Origin of the sequence: Epilithonimonas tenax DSM 16811 (genome assembly GCF_000428485.1) — a bacterium.
GTDB lineage: Bacteria > Bacteroidota > Bacteroidia > Flavobacteriales > Weeksellaceae > Epilithonimonas > Epilithonimonas tenax.
In genome coordinates this window covers 1-21559 of record NZ_AUAA01000001.1, presented here as the reverse complement: position 1 = coordinate 21559, position 21559 = coordinate 1, and the positions used below count along the sequence as shown (strand labels likewise).

Genomic DNA, 21559 nt, shown 5'->3' with positions numbered 1-21559 from the left:
TCAAGCCTCGTAGAGGCGACTTGTTAATTGAATAGATAATTAAAACCAACGATCAACAACCAAAAAACAATAACCAAAATTTTTATGGCAGCTATATCCGCCCTCCGTTCCCGCTTTTTTGTTTCGCTTTGCTACACAAAAAGAGCTCCACTCAGGTCGGGCTGCAGATTCATCATAAAACAAGAAGGTTATAACCAAGAAGTTTGTCATTCCGTGGGAATCTAAGCGGTTTAGATTCCTACGGAATGACAAAGAAAACTTTAAAAAATAAATAAAAAACTTTGCGCTTCTTTTGCGTTAAAAAATATAATAAAATGAGCATCTACAAAGAACTCCAGAGACAATGCTACGAAGCCAATATGCAGTTGGATGCCTTGAAGCTCGTTGTTTACACATTCGGAAACGTCAGTGCAGTCGACCGTGAAAAAGAAATCTTTGCCATCAAACCAAGCGGTGTGCCTTACGAACTTTTAAAACCCGAAGACATCGTGATTTTAGATTTCGATGCCAATGTGGTTGAAGGAAATCTAAGACCTTCTTCCGACACCAAAACCCACGCCTACCTTTACAAAAACTGGGAAAACATTGGCGGGATTTCCCATACGCACGCCATTTATTCGGTCGCTTGGGCACAAGCACAAATGGATATTCCTATTTTCGGGACGACACACGCAGACCATCTTACGACAGATATTCCCTGCGCACCACCAATGTGCGATGATTTGATCGAAGGAAATTACGAGTACAACACAGGAATCCAGATTTTGGATTGCTTCAAAGAAAAAAAGTTGTCTTACGAAGAAGTGGAAATGGTGCTTATCGGAAATCACGGCCCATTCACTTGGGGTAAAAATGCGGACAAAGCCGTTTACAACAGCAAAGTTCTGGAAACGATTGCGGAAATGGCTTATCGCACAAGACAAATCAACCCAGAGGCACCTCGATTAAAGGATTCACTCATCAAAAAACATTACGAAAGAAAACACGGCAAAAACGCCTATTACGGACAGTAAATGGCTCTTAGCTTTTGGCGATTAGCAATTGGCTTAAAAAATCAATCATCAGTTATAATTTATCATCTATCATTTATCATTTATAAAAATATGTTAACACCTCTCAATACAAAAGAAATCTGGTTCATCACCGGAAGTCAGCATTTATACGGACCTGAAACCTTGGCTCAGGTTGCGGAAAATTCAAAAAAAATCGTGGAAGCTCTCAATGCTTCTTCATCTATTCCGGTAAGGGTTATTTTAAAACCAACCGTAAAAACCACGGAAGAAATTTTCGAAACCCTTACAGCTGCCAATTTTGCAAAAGATTGTATCGGAATCATAACCTGGATGCACACTTTTTCACCTGCAAAAATGTGGATTCGTGGATTGACGGCTTTGCAAAAACCAATGCTGCATCTTCACACGCAGTTCAATCAGGATATCCCGTGGTCCACGATGGATATGGATTTTATGAACCTGAATCAGGCAGCACACGGCGACCGTGAATTCGGATTTATGGTAAGCCGTCTTCGCAAAAACAGAAAAGTGGTTGTTGGACATTGGGCAGCCGAAAGAGTTCAGAAACAAATCGGAGATTGGAGCCGCGTCGCAGCAGGCTGGGACGATTGGCAAGGTGCAAAATTCGCCCGTTTCGGGGATAATATGAGATATGTGGCCGTGACAGATGGCGACAAAGTAGAAGCAGAAACCAAATTCGGATTTTCAGTAAACACTTGGGGAATCGGGGATTTGGTAAACGTTGTTAATTCTATTGGCGATGGCGAGGTTAAAACTTTGATGGAAGAGTATGAGGCTTCATACAAAATGGCAGAATCTCTTCTTTCAGGCGGAAGCAACAGAAAATCGCTTGAGGCCGCTGCCAGGATAGAATTAGGTTTAGAAAAATTCCTCAAAGACGGCAATTTCAAAGGGTTCTCAGATACTTTTGAAGACCTTCACGGGTTGGATCAGCTTCCTGGAATTGCCGTTCAGAGGTTGATGGAAAAAGGATATGGTTTCGCCGGAGAAGGCGACTGGAAAACAACAGCCCTCGTTCGTGCGATGAAAACAATGGGACAAGGTCTGGAAGGTGGAAATGCCTTTATGGAAGATTATACCTATCATTTCAATCCTTCAAATCCTTCGGTTTTAGGATCTCATATGCTGGAAGTTGATCCTGTTTTGGCGGTTGGAAAACCGTCTTGCGAGATCCATCCTTTGGGAATTGGTGGAAAAGCAGATCCCGTACGTTTGGTTTTCAATTCCAGAGGAAATATTGATTCTTTAAATGCTGCTCTGATGGATTTTGGAAATCATTTCAGGCTTTTAATTAATAAAACAAAAGCGTTGGAAATCACCGAAGAATTACCCAAACTTCCTGTGGCAAGAGTTCTATGGAAACCGCTTCCTGATTTGTACACTGCTGCGGAAGCTTGGATTTTGGCTGGTGGAGCGCATCATACGTGTTACAGCGAGAACATCAGTGCAGAACAGTTGGAAGATTTTGCCGAAATGGCAGGCATAGAATCATTGGTTATTGATGAAGATACAAAAATTCGTGATTTTAAGAATACGCTTCGATGGAATGAAGTATATTATCGTTAAACTTGCAAAATCATTTAAAGTATGAAAAAAATAAGTTATAATTTGATTATTATTGCATTTTTAAGTGTTTTAGGATGTGATAAAAAAGAAAATGGTAATGAGATTCAAAAAAAAGAATATGGAAAATATACAGGTTTCAAACTACGGAGTGACAGCGAAAGGTGATTCCATTCAAAAATATACCTTGACCAACAAAAATGGGATGAAGGTAGACGTTATCAATTTTGGAGGCATTATCACTTCACTTACCGCGCCCGACAAAAACGGAAAGTACGAAGATGTTGTTTTAGGTTTTACGAAACCTGATGATTATTTCAACGGAAATCCCTACTATTTCGGTGCTTTGATTGGCCGTTACGGAAACAGAATTGCCAACGCCAAATTCACTTTGGAAGGCAAAACGTATGACATTGAAAAAAACGACGTACCCAACACGCTTCACGGCGGAAAAGAAGGTTTCCATACCAAATTCTGGAATATCGAGCCTGTAAAAGATGCAAAATCTCCCACGTTGAAACTGACTTATACAAGTGCAGACGGCGAAGAAGGCTATCCAGGGAAATTAACGACAACGGTTCTATATACTTTGACGGATGACAATGCCTTGGAGATTTCTTACGAAGCAACCACGGATAAAGCAACGGTTGTGAATCTTACCCAGCATTCGTATTTCAATCTTTCAGGAAATTTTTCTAAAACAATTACCGATCACGAATTACAAATTTATGCAGACAAATTCTTACCTGTGAATGAAACCTTGATCCCGACGGGTAAAGAAAAAGCAGTACAAGGAAGTCCGTTTGATTTTACCACTTCAAAACCAATCGGAAAAGATATTAATGCAAATGATGACCAATTGAAAAAAGGAAAAGGCTACGATCACAACTGGGTACTGAACGGAAGCGGAATGAGAAGCATCGCCAAAGTATACCATCCGGAATCGGGAAGAGAAATGGAAGTTTTGACAGATCAGCCTGGTGTTCAATTTTATTCAGGTAATTTCTTGGATGGTAAATTCGATACCAAAAGTGGCGGCAAAAATGAATTCAGAACTGGTTTTTGTTTAGAAACGCAACATTTCCCGGATGCTCCTAATCAGGCTTCTTTCCCTTCAGCAGAACTGAAGCCTGGCGAAAAATACCAGACTAAAACGATTTATAAATTCTCAGTTAAAAAATAAAATATGGGAAACTTAGCGACGATTGATATCATCATATTTCTTATTTATTTTGTGGTGGTAGCCGGATACGGAATTTGGATTTATAACAGAAAAAAATCCGCATCTACAGGCAGTAAAGATTATTTTCTGGCAGAAGGATCACTCACTTGGTGGGCGATTGGTGCTAGTTTGATTGCATCCAATATTTCTGCGGAACAGTTTATCGGGATGAGTGGCGAAGGTTTCTTCGTGGGAATTGCCGTTGCAGCTTACGAATGGATTGCTGCCATTGCTTTGATTATCATTGCGATTTGGTTTATTCCGATTTATCTTAAAAATAAAATTTATACAATGCCGCAGTTTCTGGAAACCCGTTATAATAAATCGGTTTCATTGATTATGGCGGTTTTCTGGCTATTTCTATATGTGATTGTAAACCTGACCTCGATTCTTTATCTCGGCGCTTTGGCAATCGATACTTTGTTGGGCGGAGATCATCTGCACATCATTATGATTGGATTGCTTCTGATGGCTTTGCTGATTGGTTTGGGCGGAATGAAGGTAATCGGTTACACCGATGTGATTCAGGTTGCCGTTTTGATCATCGGAGGTTTTGCAACGGTCTATATGGCTTTGCAAATCGTTGACCAGAGAATCAACGGAGCGGCTGTAGGAAATGCTTTCGCAGGTTTCCAGACCTTGATGAAAGAGGCACCACAGCATTTTAATTTAATGCTTGATAAGCCGACCACAACAACTACTACTTTGGCAATGCCAGAAAATTTGAGTGTTCAGAAATATGTCGTTCTCCCGGGATTAGCGATGTATTTTGCCGGTCAGTGGATTGTAAACTTAAACTATTGGGGTTGTAATCAATACATCACACAACGTGCTTTGGGAGCTGATTTGAAGACCGCAAGAACCGGAATTTTATTCGCTGGATTTCTGAAGTTGTTTATGCCGATTATTGTAATGCTTCCGGGGATTGCAGCGTATGTTTTATATACAAAAGGTCAGTTGCCTGGTTTCAACGGTGTGAAGGATGGTGCATATTCTGCTATTTTGGGATTTTTACCTTCCGGTCTGAAAGGTCTTGCAGTAGCAGCACTTACGGCAGCAATTGTAGCATCTTTGGCGGGAAAAGTAAACAGTATTTCTACCATTTTCACTTTGGATATTTATAAAAAATACCTGAAAGCAGATGCGACCGAAATCCAGATGGTGAGAACGGGGCGTTGGGCAATTATCATCGCAATGGCTGTCGCTTTGGCATTTACGTGGACGGATGTTTTGGGAATCGGAGGCGAAGGTGGTTTCACATTTATTCAGAAATATACAGGATTTATCAGTCCGGGCGTTTTTGCAATGTTCTTGTTGGGAATGTTCTGGAAGAGAACCACAGGAGCTGCTGCTTTGGTGGGCGTTCTTCTGGGCTTTTTACTGGCTATTTTCTTCAACAGTTTCGCAGTCGATATTTTCGGGAAAGAAACTTGGTTGTACACCGCTTTCACGTATGAAAAACTAGAGAACGGCGTGGTTCAAACCATTACAGAAATTCCATTTTTGATAAATATGGGATGGTCGTTCGTTATCACAGTGGCTGTGATGGTGATGCTAAGTTTGGCAGGTCCGAAAGTGAATCCAAAAGCTTTTGCGATTGATGCAACGATGTTCAAAGTAGATAACAGAACTTTGGTGATGATTGTGATTACATTACTAATGCTTACTGCTCTTTATGTAAGATTCTGGTAATTTGATCATTGGTAAAAATAGGATGTCGTTTTGGCATCCTATTTTTTTATATTCTAAACATAAAACCTTCCGCAATTTTCTTATTGTATTTTTCTTCATCAAAAGTGTAGAGAAAAGACCCTTTTTTAGAAGAGCTCATATCTTTCTCATTGGTATTAACCAAGATGTCCAATGCATTGATTTTGCTGGTAAAATTACGCTTGTCATATTTTTCGTCAAAAATAGCTTCATAGAGATTCTGAAGGTCTTTCATTGTGATTTTTTCAGGCAGGAGTTCAAAGCCAATGGGTTTTGTCGTTGTCTTTCTTCTCAATCTCAGAACAGCATCTTTTACCATTGCATTGTGGTCAAAAATAAGGTCGGGACGGTCTTTGAGGTCAAACCATTTAGCACTGTATTTTTCATTAATCTGAATATTGTCCTTAATGTTAATCAGTGCATAATAGGAAATCGACATAATTCTGGCAGTCGGCTCACGGTCAATATCTGTGTAGGTTTTCAGCTGTTCAAGGTAGATGTCCTCAAGCCCGGTCAAGGTATTCAGGACACGGTTTGCGGCCTGGTCAGAACTTTCTTCATTTTCTATGAATCCACCCATCAGTGACCATTCTCCTTTTTGAGGTTCAAAATTTCGTTGTACCAGAAGAATTTTCAGATTTTCTCCGTCAAAACCGAAAATAATACAATCTACTGCAACAAGATGTTTGGGATAACAATGATAATTTTCTTCCATCAGAAATGATTTGATACAAAGTTAATTGTTTTAAAATAAATTTTTATCCTGATAATGAATAAGTGTGTATTGAAAACTTGATTTCCCGTAGTCGCCTTTCTTTTTAACTATTTGATGGTGTTAGAAGTGATTTGGGGGATTGTTTTCATCGTTTTACCAATTGATTTGCCAAAATAGCTATGAATCCCATATGAATGCAATGTTAAAATTATGTTAAAGTTTTAGGGATGATGTCGGGTAAATTAGCTGGCGGGATATTGTTTAAAATACGATAAGTATGACGGTCAAATTTTCAATGTTTTTTATAAAGCGACTCTGTGTATTTTGATAATGACGAGATTAAGTTTATTGAATTGATATTCCACTATTTGTCTATTCTTGTTTTTTATGATAAGGTCGGGTTTTTTATAGCCTTACGGCATCGTCATCATGTGATTTTTCGATGGCTTTTATTTCCAAACGAGGAAAGTTGTTTGCCATCTGAATACTTTCTTTTATTTTAGAAATGTAGAAATGACATTTATTAATGGATAAAAAGCACTGGTCTTTTTTTGGGGAATGACTTCGCTTGCCTTTTGTAGATTAAATATCAATAGGAGCAGGCTTTAGACCGTCTTAAAGAAATATCAACATAAAAAGTCTTCAGCCAAAATTTATGATAGGGCTAAAGCCTGAAGCAATTGAAAAAAATAAGCTTGGCCAGGTTTGACGTTGATACAGAACTTGTCGAAGCGTCTTTAGGAATCTTAATAAGCGTTAATTGTGTAAAAATAGGTGCGGACTCTGCATTGAAACAAAAATAAAACTGATTTAAATATTTAAAATAAATATGAACGAGAAAAATTTCACCAACGTTATGGTTTTGCTTCTTTGCACAGTCTGCATTTTCATTGAAGCTAAAATCACGCTTCCGGCACTGGTTTCAGACGGAATGGTTTTGCAGCGTAACCAAAAACTGAATGTTTGGGGAAAAGCTGATGCCGGAGAAAAAGTAGTCGTGAAATTCCTCAATAAAAATTATAACACAGCTGCCGACCAAAAAGGAAACTGGAAAATCATACTTCCAAAACTGAAAGCCGGTGGTCCTTACACAATGACCATCAATGAAATTACCTTAAAAGATATTCTCATTGGTGACGTCTGGCTGGCTTCCGGGCAATCGAATATGGAATTGCCGATGCGCAGATTGACTCCGCTTTATGCCAATGAAATCAACAATGCGAATAACCAAAACATTAGATTTTTCACCGTTCCTCAGAAGTATAATTTTAAAAACCCACAAACCGAGCTTGATGGCGGAAAATGGGAAGCGACAAATCCACAAACCATTCTTAATTTTTCGGGTGTTGCCTATTTTTTTGCTAAAGAATTAAGTGAAAATAATAAAGTGGCGGTTGGAATGATACACGCAAGTTTGGGAGGTTCACCGATTCAGGCGTGGATGGATGAAAACAGTCTGAAAAAATATCCTGAATATTTGGACGAAGCCAAAAAATGGCAGAATGATGATTTGATAAAATCTACAGAATCTGGCGAACAGGCGTTGAGCAAAGCGTGGTATGCAGAACTCGACCAAAGCGATATAGGATTAAACCAGCATTGGGAAAATTTTGACAGCAATGATTCTGATTGGAAAACGATGATTATTCCCGGTTCTTGGGAAGATGAAGAAGGTTCTTTTGAAGGTTCTGTCTGGTTCAGAAAAGAAATGAATTTAACTAAAAATCAGGCTAGGAAAGCCGCCTTTTTAAATTTAGGAAGAATCAAAGATGCAGACGTCACTTACATCAACGGCGTAGAAGTAGGCAATGTCACCTACGAATATCCGCCACGTTGGTACGATATTCCGGAAGGCGTTTTAAAGGAAGGAAAAAATGTGATTGCGATTAGAATTTCCAACGGTAGCGGAAAAGGTCAATTCATCGCCGGCAAACCTTATTATCTGGAAATTGACGGTCAGAAAATAAATCTGGAAGGCGAATGGAAATATAAAATCGGTGCTAAAATGGAAAAAATAGCTCCAGGACAAACCTTCATCCGATGGAAACCGACAGGATTGTACAACGCAATGATTAATCCGCTTATCAATTATAGCATCAAAGGCGCCATTTGGTATCAAGGCGAAAGCAACACCGCAAAACCAAAAGAATACGGCGATTTGCTGACCACAATGATCACCGATTGGCGAAACAAATGGAACCAGAAAGATTTACCTTTTTTCACCGTACAATTAGCCAATTTTATGGAACCAAAACCACAGCCTATTGAAAGCAATTGGGCAGAACTGAGAGAACAGCAGCGTCAGGTTTTTCTGAAAGTTCCGAACACCGGATTGGCTGTAATTATCGATATAGGAGAGTGGAATGACATTCATCCTTTAAACAAAAAAACAGTGGGAGAACGATTGGCTTTGCAGGCGCTGAAAGTTGCGGATAAGAGAAATATCATCGCCGATGGACCGGTTTATCAATCAATGAAGGTAGAAGGAAATAAAATCGTTCTTTCCTTTAAAAATGGAACTGATGATTTTGCACCAGTTTCAGAACTGAAAGGCTTCGCCATCAAAGGGAAAGACGGAAAATACGAGTGGGCAAAAGCAAAAATGGAAGGCAACAAAATTATGGTCTGGAACGAGACGATTTCAAATCCCGTTTCTGTAAGATACGACTGGGCAGACAATCCTGACGGAAATCTGAAAAACAAAACCAGTCTTCCCGCATCACCATTTACTACAGAATAATTATTAATCTAAACAGAATAAAATAAAGACAGAAGATTTTAATCTATCATCTATTTGTCTATCATCTAATATCTAATTTCATATGAACAACTCATCTCAAAAAATATCTGTCGTTGAAAAAATCGGCTACAGTTTAGGAGATTTAGCCGCCAATCTGGTATTCCAGACTTTGGTAACGTATTTAGCTTATTTTTACACCGATATTTACGGATTAAAACCAGAAGATGCATCCATCATTACCCTTACCGTCGGCTTATTGGCTGGTTTTGTCTTCAATCCGATGGTTGGAGCTTTGGCAGACAGAACCCGCAGCAAATGGGGGAAGTTCCGTCCGTGGATTTTATTAACGGCAATTCCACTGGGTGCAGCGGCACTTTTTGCGTTCAGCACACCCGATTTTTCTTACAAAGGAAAAATGATTTATGCGGCAGTTACCTATTCGCTTTTGCTTTTGCTTTATGCAGCCAATAATTTGCCTTATGCTGCTTTGAGTGGCGTTATTACAGGCGATATGAGCGAAAGAAACAGTATTTCTTCTTACCGTTTTGTGGCTGTGATGTTTGCGCAATTCTTCGTTCAGGTATTTATGTTACCCATCATTTTATCTGCGGGACAAGGTGATAAAGCAGCAGGAATCGAGGTGGTGATGACTTGGTTAGCAATTATCGGAACGGTAATGTTATTAATCACTTTTCTCACAACCAAAGAAAGAGTCATTCCAAAACCCGAGCAGGAATCTACTTTAAGTGCTGATTTAAAAGATTTAAAGAAAAACAAACCTTGGATCATTATGTTAGTTGTTACGGCATTGATTTTCATTACATTGGCAATGAAAGGTGGTTCCTATGTTTATTATTTTAACAATTATGCAGACGTAACTTCGCTTCAGCAGTTCATATCACCTATTACCAATTTCTTCAATTCCATTGGAATGAATTTCTTTGGAGAAGATCCTCGTTCTGCAGGTTTCGGATTGTTCAACGCTGGCGGAATCATTATGATGATTGTCGGGATTACATTTTCCAAAAAATTTGCAGATAAATATGGCAAAAGAGATGCGTTCATCGCTTCACTGTTCATTTCAACATTATTTGTATTGGCATTTATATTTTATCCGCCAAAATCGGTTGGATTGATGTTCTTGTCCCAAATTTTACACGGTTTCTTTTACGGAATCGGAACACCATTGCTTTGGGCGATGATTGCCGACGTCGCCGATTATTCAGAATGGAAAAACAACAGACGTGCAACTGCCATTATCTTCTCAGCGATGATGGTCGGTTTGAAAGTTGGATTAAGCATCGGAAGTTCATTGGTGGCATTCATTATTGGAAAGTATGGTTATATTTCGTCAGAAGGTGCAGTGAGCGTGGTTCAACCAGAAACCGTTTCCGCTGGAGCCAAAATGCTGGTCAGCGTATTCCCGTCAATCCCGTTCTTTTTAGCGTGTGGACTGCTAATGTTCTACGAAATCGACAAGAAAAAAGAAATAGAAATCGAGCACGATCTTAAAGAAAGACGAAAATCGAAAGATTAGTAATATAATAGAAATTTGGGCAGCTTTATCCGTCTTCCACTCCCAAACCTAACGAAGTGGTTCGACGAAGTCAATCTTTTTGCCTAAGCTTTTCCAGTCGCAAAAAAAGGATTTCCGTTCAAGCCGGGCTGCGAGATTCAGCATAAAATGAGCTCCGTAGGAGCGATCTGTTAATAGCACATAATAAACATCAACATTAAGCCTCGTAGAGGCGATCTGTTAAGGATACGATAAATTATAAAAGAAATTAACAATGAAAAAAATAGTCGCATTATTAGGAATTCTAGCCCTGAACGTTTCTTGCAAAACTGCAAGTTCAGCAGCGTCAGACAATTCTCTGAAAAATGCATTCAGAAATAAATTCTACATCGGAACAGCGATGAGTCTTCCGCAGATTCACGAAACTGATGTAAAGTCTGTAGAAATTATTAAAAATCAGTTCAGTTCCATTGTTGCAGAAAACTGTATGAAATCGATGTTTCTTCAACCTGAAGAAGGGAAATTCTTTTTTGATGATGCTGATAAATTTGTGGCTTTCGGAGAGAAAAATAAAATGTGCATCATCGGCCATACTTTGATTTGGCACTCGCAATTACCAAAATGGTTTTTCGTAGATAAAGATGGAAAAGATGTCTCTGCCGAAGTCTTAAAACAAAGAATGAAAAATCACATTACAACGGTGGTTAAAAGATATAAAGGTCGAGTAAAAGGTTGGGATGTGGTCAACGAAGCTATTATGGAAGATGGAACTTACAGAAAATCTAAGTTTTACGAAATTTTGGGCGAAGAATTTATTCCATTAGCATTTCAGTATGCGCAGGAAGCTGACCCCAATGCAGAATTGTATTACAATGATTACAACGAATGGTTTCCAGCAAAAGTTAAAACCGTAAACAGAATGGTTCAAAACCTGAAATCCAGAAAAATCCGCATCGATGGAGTAGGAATGCAGACCCACGTTGGTCTCGACACACCTTCAATTGCAGAATATGAAAAAGCAATTCTTGACTACGCAGCAAACGGTGTAAAAATCAATGTGACCGAAATGGAAATCAGCGCACTTCCGTCACCTTGGGGAACTTCTGCCAATGTCTCAGATACTGTAGAATATCAGGCAAAAATGAATCCCTACACAACAGGACTTCCCGAAAATGTAAAAGCAGAATGGGAAAACCGTTATCTGGCTTTTTTCCGCGTATTCCTGAAACATCAGGATAAAATCCGAAGAGTAACCTTGTGGGGAACGACCGATTCCCAATCCTGGAAAAACGATTTCCCAGTCAAAGGCAGAACCGATTATCCGTTGCTTTTCGACCGGCATAATCAGGCAAAACCTGTGGTAGAAAAAATCATTCAATTAACAAAAGAAAAATAAGTCTAACATCTAAAATCTAACTTCTAAATAAAGCAATGAAACAAGCAAAATATCTATTTCCAAGTGATTACATGGCAGATCCTTCTGTTCACGTTTTTGAAGGCAAAATTTACATTTACCCATCTCACGACCGCGAAAGTGGCATCGAAGAAAATGATAACGGCGACCATTTTGATATGAATGATTACCACGTTTTCTCTCTTGATGATGTTGAAAAGGCTGAAATTACAGATCACGGTGTTGTCCTTTCTGTACGAGATATTCCTTGGTCGGGAAGACAACTTTGGGATTGCGATGTGGCTTTCAAAAATGGCAAATATTATATGTATTTTCCTTTAAAAGATAAAAATGACATCTTCAGAATTGGCGTTGCGGTAAGCGATAAACCTTACGGGCCATTTGTACCCGAGAAACATCCAATGTTGGGAAGCTACAGCATTGATCCTTGTATTTTCGAAGAAGATGGCAAACATTATATGTATTTCGGAGGAATCTGGGGCGGACAGCTGCAACGTTACAGAAATAATAAAGCATTGGAATCTGCAATTCTTCCTAATGATGATGAGCCGGCAATTCCTTCAAAAGTTGCAATATTAAGCGAGGATATGCTGGAGTTTGGAGAAGAACCAAAGGACGTTCTGATTCTCGACGAAAACGGAAATCCTTTGCTTCACGGCAATAAACACCGTTTCTTCGAAGCGTCTTGGATGCACAAGTACAACGGCAAATATTATTTTTCTTATTCTACCGGAGACACGCATTTGCTTTGCTACGCAACAGGAGACAGTCCTTACGGCCCTTTTACTTTCCAAGGTGAGATTTTGACGCCTGTTGTAGGATGGACAACGCACCACAGCATCGCAGAATTCAAAGGGAAATGGTATCTGTTCTTCCACGATTCTGTCCCAAGTGAAGGCAAGACATGGCTCAGAAGTATGAAAGTGGTGGAAATGGAATACGATGAAAACGGGAAGATAAAAACCATAGAAGGGTTAGAATAAAAATCCCTCAGAACCCGAAGAGTTCAATAAATAATAGCCATAGGTGAATCCTATGGAGTATGTAAGAGAATCAACCGAACCCGAAGGGTTCAATATCCATAAATGTAGGTACAACCTATAGAAAAAAGTTTTCAATGAAAAATTTCCGACTTTATGTTCTATTATTTCTAATGATTCCACTCACAACTTTTGCAGAAGACGGTAGCCAATTGTGGCTTCGGTTTCCGGCAAAGCATGGGATTTCGGCAGATAAAATGATTTCCAAAGGGAACAATCCGACTCTGAATATTGCCAAAAAAGAACTGATGAATCATTGGCAAGGTCAGGAAATTGAACTTCGAACCGAGAAATCATTAAAAAATCTGAAAGACGGTTATACAATCAAATCGAGTTCAGGTAAAATTATTATTGCTGCGGAAAAAGAAATCGGTTTGCTTTACGGTGTCTATCATCTTTTGCGTTTGCAGCAAACCCATTCATCAATAACAAATCTCAATATTACCGAAAAACCTTCCTACGACGTCAGAATTCTCAACCATTGGGATAATCTGGACGGAACCATCGAGCGCGGTTATGCCGGGCATTCACTTTGGAAATGGGAAGATTTGCCCAATACAATTTCACCGAGATACAAAGAATATGCAAGAGCCAATGCTTCCATAGGAATTAATTCTGTGGTGCTCAACAACGTGAATGCGTCTCCCAATATGCTTAGAAAAGATTACTTGGAAAAAGTGAAAGCTTTGGCAGATATTTTTCGCCCTTACGGAATCAAAGTTTATCTTGCTGTGAATTTCTCATCACCCAAAGTTTTAGATGGGTTAGAAAATTCTGACCCATTGAATAAAAATGTTCAAAAATGGTGGAAAAATAAGGCATCTGAAATTTATAAACGGATTCCAGATTTTGGAGGATTTTTGGTAAAAGCCAATTCCGAAGGTCAACCCGGTCCACAGGACTACGGCAGAACCCACGCAGATGGTGCCAATATGATGGCAGATGCTTTGAAACCGTATAACGGCATCGTGATGTGGCGTGCTTTTGTTTACAGTCCGAGTAATGAGGATCGTGCTAAGCAAGCATATTTGGAGTTTGTTCCGTTAGATGGCAAATTCCGTGATAACGTCATCATCCAGATCAAAAATGGGCCCATAGATTTCCAGCCCAGAGAAGCTTTTAATCCATTATTTGGAGCTTTGAAGAAAACACCCGAGATGGTGGAGTTTCAAATCACTCAAGAATATCTAGGGTTCTCAAATCATCTGGTGTTCTTGGCGCCATTATTTAAAGAAAATCTTGACAGTGATACGCATGCACTAGGCCAAGGTTCTACGATTGCAAAAATCACCGATGGAACATTGATTAAAAATAAAATCACTGCCATTGCAGGCGTAGCCAATATTGGGGAAGATACCAATTGGACGGGACATCATTTCGCTCAAGCCAATTGGTATGCTTTCGGACGTCTGGCCTGGAACCACGATTTGTCTTCCGAACAGATTGCAGATGAATGGATCAAAATGACTTTTACAAATCAACAGGATTTCGTAACACCGGTTAAAAAATTAATGCTTTCTTCACGAGAAACAGCTGTGGATTATATGATGCCTTTGGGGCTTCACCACATTTTTGCTTCAGGACACCATTATGGTCCGGAACCTTGGGGCGACTACAAAAACGGCAGACCAGACTGGTCACCAGTTTATTACCACAAAGCGGATGCTAATGGAGTAGGGTTTGACAGAACCAAGACAGGAAGTAATGCCGTTTCGCTCTATTTTCCCCCATTAAATGAAACTTACGGAAACATCCAAACAACGCCAGAAAATTTGATTCTATGGTTTCACCACGTGCCGTGGAATTTCAAAATGAAAGACGGAAAAACGCTATGGGAAGAATTGTGTTTTAAATATGACATAGGTGTGAAAAACGTTCGGGATTACCAGAAAAACTGGGATAAGCTGCAAACTTATGTAGATGATGAGCGATTCAAATCTATCAAGTTAAAATTGGAGATCCAAGAAAAAGATGCCGTCTGGTGGAAAGATGCCTGTCTGCTGTATTTCCAAACATTTTCAAAACAAGCAATTCCAAATAATATTGAAAAACCTGTTCACAATTTGGAAAACCTAAAGAAAATAAAACTGAATATGGGACACCATAATTAATAGATTTCTCGAAGAAAAATTAAATAAATATTAAAACCTAAACTTAAATGAAATTTTTTATTGACACAGCCAACTTAGAGCAAATCAGGGAGGCTAACGACCTCGGAATTCTGGATGGCGTTACAACCAATCCATCCTTGATGGCAAAAGAAGGCATCAGCGGAACAGAAGCGATTTTGCAACATTACAAAGATATTTGCGAAATTGTTGATGGTGCTATTTCTGCGGAAGTCCTGTCCACAACTTACGAAGAAATGATTGCAGAAGGTGAAATCCTTGCAGCGATTCATCCCAATATTGTCGTGAAAATCCCAATGATAAAAGACGGCGTGAAAGCGCTCAAATATTTTTCTAATAAAGGCATCAAAACCAATTGTACCCTTATTTTTTCAGCCGGACAAGCTCTTTTGGCGGCAAAAGCGGGTGCGAGTTACGTCTCTCCGTTTTTGGGAAGATTGGATGATATTTCGACAGACAGTTTAAATCTTATTGAAGAAATCCGTCTTATTTTCGATAATTACGGCTTCGAAACCGAAATTTTGGCAGCATCGGTAAGACATAGTATGCACATCATCAACTGCGCAAAAATCGGTGCCGATGTGGTAACTTGCCCAATTCAGCCGATTCTTTCGTTATTGAAACATCCTTTGACAGACTCAGGATTGGAGCAGTTCATCAAAGATTCACAAAAAATGAAATAATTGATGGAACACGATATTTCAAAACTTAATCATATCGCTTCTCAGGTAAGAAGAGATGTTGTAAGAATGGTTCACGCCTGCCAATCAGGTCATCCCGGCGGTTCGCTTGGTTGTGCAGATTTTTTGGTCGCTCTCTATTTTGATGTGATGAAAAGAAAAGAAGGATTTGATATGAAGGCCAAAGGTGAAGATGCTTTTTATCTTTCCAACGGTCATATTTCGCCTGTTTTTTACAGTGTTTTGGCACACGCAGGTTATTTTGATAAATCAGAATTGGTGACTTTCAGAAAACTGAATTCCAGATTGCAAGGCCATCCAACCACACACGAGGGTCTTCCGGGAATCCGGATTGCATCGGGCTCACTTGGTCAGGGCTTATCTGTAGCCATTGGTCACGCAATTGGTAAAAAACTGGATAAAGATGAGAATCTCATTTTCAGTCTTCACGGCGACGGCGAATTGCAGGAAGGGCAAAACTGGGAAGCCATCATGTATGCCTCTCACAATAAGGTGGATAATCTCATTGCAACCATAGATTACAACGGTCAGCAGATTGATGGTCCAACTTCAAAAGTCCTTACTTTAGGAAATCTTAAAACCAAATTCGAAGCCTTCGACTGGAAAGTTCTGGAAGTAGAAAACGGAAACGATATAGAAGAAATTCTCAAAGTTCTGGACGAAGCAAAATCATTAACCGGACAAGGTCAGCCAATTTGTATTCTCCTGAAAACCGGAATGGGCTACGGTGTCGATTATATGATGGGAAGCCACGCCTGGCACGGAAAAGCACCTAACGACGACCAGTTAGCAAAAGCATTAAACCAACTCGAAGAAACTTTAGGCGATTATTAGGCATTAAATAATTTGACTACGCCGAACCACTACATTAGGTTTGGGCAGCTATTTCCGCCCTCCGTTCCCGCTTTTTTCTGTCATTGCGAACCACTTGAAGCAACCCGTAGAACTTTTAGACCATCGCAATAACAGAAAAAGAGCTCCACTCAGGTCGGGCTGCGAGCAATTCGCTGTTAAAAAAATATCTAAAAATCTAATGATTAAATTCCTTTGCTGAGCAAAACCGAAGATTCGGCGAAGTCAAACGCCTTTGCGACTGAAAATTTTTCCCAATAAGTTAAAAAAATCTTTGCGCTCTTGGCGTTTAAAACAAATATCAACAGATTAATCACATGAAAAAATACACCTACACAGAAAAAAAAGATACCCGAAGCGGTTTCGGAGCCGGATTGGCCCAATTGGCAGACAAAAATCCTGATGTCGTAGCACTTTGCGCCGACCTTATCGGCTCTTTGAAAATGGAAAAATTCATCGAAAAAGCACCGGAACGTTTTTTCCAGATTGGGATTGCAGAAGCCAATATGATGGGCATCGCCGCAGGTTTGGCCATCGAAGGAAAAATTCCGTTTACGGGAACTTTCGCCAACTTTTCTACCGGAAGAGTGTACGACCAGATCCGTCAGTCGGTGGCATATTCTGATAAAAACGTGAAAATATGCGCTTCCCACGCGGGACTGACTTTAGGTGAAGATGGTGCAACACATCAGATTTTGGAAGATATTGGCTTGATGAAAATGCTTCCAGGAATGACCGTTATCAACACTTGTGATTACAATCAGACCAAAGCGGCAACGATTGCTATTGCAGATTACGAAGGTCCTGTTTATCTGCGTTTCGGCAGACCTGTGATTCCTGTTTTTACGGATGAAAATCAAACTTTTGAAATCGGGAAAGCCTGGATGGTGAATGAAGGAAAAGATGTAACGATTATTGCCACCGGACATTTGGTTTGGGAAGCAATAAAAGCCGGAGAAATCTTAGAAGAACAAGGAATTGATGCAGAAATTATCAACATTCACACCATTAAACCTTTGGATGGTGAAGCGATTTTAAAATCTGTAAAGAAAACGGGTTGCGTGGTAACTGCAGAAGAACACAACAGATTAGGAGGTTTAGGAGACAGCGTTGCTCAACTTTTGATTACAGAATATCTTGCGCCTCAGGAATATGTTGCCGTAAACGATAGTTTCGGAGAAAGCGGAACACCCGATCAACTGATGGAAAAATACGGATTGACTGCCAATGACATCATTGAGGCTGCAAAAAAAGTAATGAAAAGGAAGTAATTGCTGGATTTAAAATCTGCCACGAATTCACGAATGAAATTTGATATTTTTTCTAAAAAAATTTTTGTGCATTCCTGGCAAAAAAGATTTAAAATCATAAATTGCAGTCATCTATGCAGGAGAAGTTAATCAATCGTACCAAAGAGGCGTTTCAATCAAAATATAATGCAGAACCGAAACATTTTTTTCTGGCGCCGGGAAGAATTAATATGATGGGCGAACACGTCGATTACAGCGATGGTTTTGTGCTTCCTGCCGCCATCGACAAACATATTTGCTTTGCAGTGAAAAAAGTGGATGACTCAGAAATTTGTACTTTTTTTGCGAAAGACTTTGATGATTCTTTTAGTTTTAATGTTACTCAAAAACAAACTCCGGTTTCACAGACTTGGGTCAATTATTTGCTGGGTGTTTTCAATGCTATTCAGGAAAGAGGAAAAAAGATTGGCGGTTTGGAGATCGCTTTCAGCAGTACGATTCCGATGGGTTCCGGCTTGTCGTCTTCGGCAGCTTTGGAATGCGGATTTGCCTATATTCTCAACCACATTTTTGATTTGGATTTAACCAAAAAAGAATTGGCACTGATTGGTCAGAAATCCGAACACACCTTTGTTGGCGTCAAGTGCGGCATTATGGATCAGTTCGCATCCGTTTTCGGCAAAGAACGCCAAGTCATCTTGCTGGACTGCAATTCTCTGGAACATCAATATTTTGAAGCCCATATAGACGGTTGCAGTCTGTTGCTTTTCGATAGTTGCGTAAAACATACACATCTGACTTCTGGCTACAACGACAGGAGAAATGATGTTGATAACGGAAAGAAAGTGTTGTGGGAAAAGTTTCCTGACATAGAAAAATTCCGAGATTTTAGCTTTTCAATGCTGGATGAAGTGAGAGCGGAAATGGGAGAGACGTCTTACAAAAGATGTCTGTATCTTCTCAAGGAAATCAATAGGGTTGAAAAAGCTGCCAAAGCTTTATCAGAAGGTGATGTGCAATACTTGGGACAGCTGATGATCGAAACGCATTCCGGACTTTCAACAGAATTTGAAGTGAGCTGCGATGAACTTGATTTTATGGTGGAAGAAACTTTAAAGGAAAACGGCGTTTTGGGTGCAAGGATTATGGGCGGTGGTTTCGGCGGATGCAGCATCAATCTTATTAAAGATGAAAATGTGAATGATGTGATTGAAAACATCACCGCAAAATACAAAGCAGATTTTGCTATCGAAATGAAAGTGTACCGTGTAAAAATATCGGATGGAATTAGAGAATACAAAAGAAATGAATTTGTCGTTTAATCAGAAGCAGCATCCTCACAGAAGATACAATCCGCTTTTGGATGAGTGGCTTCTGGTATCTCCGCAAAGAGCCAACCGACCTTGGCAGGGACAAACAGAAAAAGTGACCGAAGACCAACTTCCCGCTCACGACCTAAACTGTTATTTATGTTCCGGAAATGTACGAGCCAATGGGGAAATAAATCCCGATTATAAAGGTGTTTTTGTTTTTGAAAACGATTTTGGTTCTTTGATGAAAAATGAGGTTGAATTCTCTGATAAACAGTCAGATTTTTTTTCATTAAAACCGGAACGTGGCATCAATAGAGTCATTTGTTTTTCGGAAAATCACAACCTTACTTTACCGGAAATGGAACAAGATGACATCAAAAAAGTGGTAGATGTTTGGCAAAAGCAGTACGAAGAGTTGGGAAATCTGGAGTACATCAATCACGTACAGATTTTTGAAAATAAAGGAAGTGTGATGGGTTGCAGCAATCCGCATCCGCACGGACAAATCTGGGCGCAATCTTCGATTCCGTCAACCGTTTTGCGAAAGCAAGGAAATCTCACGGCATATTTTGAAAAAAATGGAACTTCTCTTCTCAAAGATTATGTAAAAAAAGAGTTGGAAATCAACGAAAGAATCATTCTGGAAAATGAAGATTTTGTCGCATTGGTTCCGTTTTGGGCAGTCTGGCCGTACGAGACCATGATTGTCAGTAAAAAAAACGCTGAAAATATTTTAGAATTTTCTGACTCGGAAAAGCTTTCTTTGGCAGGGATAATAAAGGATTTAACCACAAAATACGACAATCTTTTTGAGATTTCGTTTCCATATTCAGCAGGGATTCACCAATCGCCGACCGATGGAAAACCACATCCGCAATGGCATTTTCATATGCATTTTTATCCGCCATTGCTGCGTAATGCTGAAGTGAAAAAATTTATGGTAGGCTATGAAATGTTAGCAGAACCGCAACGGGATATTACACCGGAACAAAGTGCAGAAATATTGAAAAATGTTCCGCTTACACATTATAAAAACCAATAATATTTAAACAGCAAATTTTAATTTTAATTAAATCAAAAAGATTCGTTTAGTCTTTTTTACAAGATACTTATGACAGATATTAAACTGATTGTCACAGATATGGATGGTACTTTTCTTAATTCAAATTATGAAGTCAGTCCGGATTTTCCTGCTATTTATGAAGAGCTAAAGAAAAGAAATATCCTTTTCATTCCTGCCAGTGGCAGACAGATGCCGGGAATTACGCACTATTTTAAAGCAATAGAAAACGAAATCGGGTTCATTGCGGAAAATGGTGCTTATGTCATTTATAAAGATGAGGAGCTTTTTGCTGACGAATTAGAAAATTCATTCGTACAGGAAATCATCCAAACTATTAGGGAAATTCCTGGCGCAAGAGCGGTACTGTCTGCAAAGAAAAAAGCCTATTACGAAAGTGACGATGAAAAATTCATCAATTATTTTACCAGATATTATACAGAAAATCAGAAAATAGACGACTTAACAGAAGAGGTGGATGATAACGTATTTAAAATTGCAATCTATCATCCGGAAGGTTCCGAAGAAAACCTTTTTCCTTATCTCAAACATTTTAAAAATAAAAATCTTGAAGTCGTAGTTTCCGGGCAATATTGGGTTGATATCATGAACCGAAACATCAACAAAGGAAAAGCACTAGAAATCATCCAGAAAAAAATGAATATTTTGCCCTCGGAAACGATGGTATTCGGTGATTACATGAATGATATCACAATGCTTGAAAAATCAAAGTATTCTTATGCGATGGAGAACGCACATTCTTCTGTGAAAGAGGTGGCATCTTTTTCTGCTCCTTCCAATAATGACTTTGGTGTGGTGGAAATCATAAACGAGTATTTAAAATCAAAATGACAACGATGGCGTTACAATTTTAGTTCAAGGTATCCCGTCAAAAAAATATTTTGACAGTTGACGATTATGAGGAAATGGGGAAAGCAAATTGACTCAAGAACAAAATGATGAAAAATAGATTTTCCAATATTATTGGAGCTAATGTTTTGCTGTATTTTATGGGATCAATTCCAAAACTTGGGGAGAAAGATAAAAATTAATAATTTTGAAGGATGTTAAATGATGTCGAACTCCTTAAATTATTTTTACCGGAACTTCTCATTGAGTATTTTGAGATTGTAAAATTTGAAGAAGAAAACCAAATCCTGCACATCTATTTTGAAGAGAAAAATACTGCTCCGAAAGAGTTTTCTTCTCTGCTATTACAGTCAAAAGGTTTTGTTCCGGAAATAACCGTTGATGATTTTCCTCTGCGTGGAAAAACAGTAAAACTCCACATCAAACGCAG

General features: G+C 39.2%; 17 protein-coding genes. 16 read left to right on the top strand and 1 reads right to left on the bottom strand.

Annotation, left to right across the window (positions count from 1 at the left end):
* Positions 1-314: 314 nt before the first annotated feature.
* From F564_RS0100095 to F564_RS0100080, 4 genes are all read left to right on the top strand, one after another.
* Positions 315-1013 carry an L-ribulose-5-phosphate 4-epimerase gene (locus F564_RS0100095; RefSeq protein ID WP_028120790.1) on the top strand — a complete coding sequence of 233 codons (699 nt, stop codon included), beginning with the start codon at positions 315-317 and terminating at the stop codon, positions 1011-1013.
* 90 nt (positions 1014-1103) lie between these two features.
* Positions 1104-2600: an L-arabinose isomerase gene (gene araA / locus F564_RS0100090; protein ID WP_028120789.1), complete on the top strand. Its 1497-nt coding sequence runs from the start codon at positions 1104-1106 to the stop codon at positions 2598-2600.
* A gap of 97 nt (positions 2601-2697) precedes the next feature.
* Positions 2698-3780: an aldose epimerase family protein gene (locus F564_RS18450; RefSeq protein WP_228373815.1), complete on the top strand. Its 1083-nt coding sequence runs from the start codon at positions 2698-2700 to the stop codon at positions 3778-3780.
* 3 nt (positions 3781-3783) lie between these two features.
* Positions 3784-5511 carry a sodium:solute symporter family transporter gene (locus tag F564_RS0100080; protein ID WP_028120788.1) on the top strand — a complete coding sequence of 576 codons (1728 nt, stop codon included), beginning with the start codon at positions 3784-3786 and terminating at the stop codon, positions 5509-5511.
* 46 nt (positions 5512-5557) lie between these two features.
* Here the strand turns inward: F564_RS0100080 and F564_RS0100075 are convergent, their stop codons facing one another.
* Positions 5558-6244 (bottom strand): NUDIX hydrolase, encoded by a 687-nt coding sequence (locus F564_RS0100075; RefSeq protein ID WP_028120787.1) that lies wholly within the window; start codon positions 6242-6244, stop codon positions 5558-5560.
* An 829-nt stretch (positions 6245-7073) separates the two neighbouring features.
* Between F564_RS0100075 and F564_RS0100070 the strand changes: the two genes are divergently transcribed.
* The 12 genes from F564_RS0100070 to F564_RS0100005 form a co-directional block, all read left to right on the top strand.
* The gene (locus F564_RS0100070) at positions 7074-8984 is read left to right on the top strand and encodes a sialate O-acetylesterase (RefSeq protein WP_028120786.1); all 1911 of its coding nucleotides are present in this window, start codon (positions 7074-7076) and stop codon (positions 8982-8984) included.
* 82 nt (positions 8985-9066) lie between these two features.
* Positions 9067-10521 (top strand): MFS transporter, encoded by a 1455-nt coding sequence (locus F564_RS0100065; protein WP_028120785.1) that lies wholly within the window; start codon positions 9067-9069, stop codon positions 10519-10521.
* Between the two features lie 253 nt (positions 10522-10774).
* Entirely contained in the window at positions 10775-11896 is a 1122-nt protein-coding gene (locus F564_RS0100060) for an endo-1,4-beta-xylanase (RefSeq protein ID WP_028120784.1), read from the top strand.
* Positions 11897-11931: 35 nt separating this feature from the next.
* Complete coding sequence (locus tag F564_RS0100055; protein WP_028120783.1) at positions 11932-12897, top strand: glycoside hydrolase family 43 protein; 966 nt, start codon at positions 11932-11934, stop codon at positions 12895-12897.
* A gap of 134 nt (positions 12898-13031) precedes the next feature.
* The gene (locus F564_RS0100050; protein WP_028120782.1) at positions 13032-15065 is read left to right on the top strand and encodes an alpha-glucuronidase; all 2034 of its coding nucleotides are present in this window, start codon (positions 13032-13034) and stop codon (positions 15063-15065) included.
* Positions 15066-15112: 47 nt separating this feature from the next.
* Positions 15113-15766: a fructose-6-phosphate aldolase gene (gene fsa, locus F564_RS0100045; RefSeq protein ID WP_028120781.1), complete on the top strand. Its 654-nt coding sequence runs from the start codon at positions 15113-15115 to the stop codon at positions 15764-15766.
* Positions 15767-15769: 3 nt separating this feature from the next.
* Positions 15770-16618, top strand: a complete 849-nt coding sequence (locus tag F564_RS0100040; RefSeq protein ID WP_028120780.1) for a transketolase — start codon at positions 15770-15772, stop codon at positions 16616-16618.
* Between the two features lie 335 nt (positions 16619-16953).
* Positions 16954-17907: a transketolase family protein gene (locus F564_RS0100030; protein WP_028120779.1), complete on the top strand. Its 954-nt coding sequence runs from the start codon at positions 16954-16956 to the stop codon at positions 17905-17907.
* 113 nt (positions 17908-18020) lie between these two features.
* Positions 18021-19208 (top strand): galactokinase, encoded by a 1188-nt coding sequence (gene galK / locus F564_RS0100020; protein ID WP_028120778.1) that lies wholly within the window; start codon positions 18021-18023, stop codon positions 19206-19208.
* Positions 19168-20241, top strand: coding sequence for a UDP-glucose--hexose-1-phosphate uridylyltransferase (locus F564_RS0100015; protein ID WP_051259501.1), 1074 nt, complete (start codon positions 19168-19170; stop codon positions 20239-20241). Before galK ends, F564_RS0100015 begins: the two co-directional genes overlap by 41 nt.
* Before the next feature lie 69 nt (positions 20242-20310).
* A complete protein-coding gene (locus F564_RS0100010; protein ID WP_034980346.1) occupies positions 20311-21111 on the top strand; it encodes a Cof-type HAD-IIB family hydrolase in 801 nt (266 codons plus the stop codon).
* Between the two features lie 212 nt (positions 21112-21323).
* Positions 21324-21559: ISAon1 family transposase N-terminal region protein (locus F564_RS0100005; RefSeq protein WP_028120775.1), on the top strand; the 236-nt coding region annotated here is incomplete at its 3' end.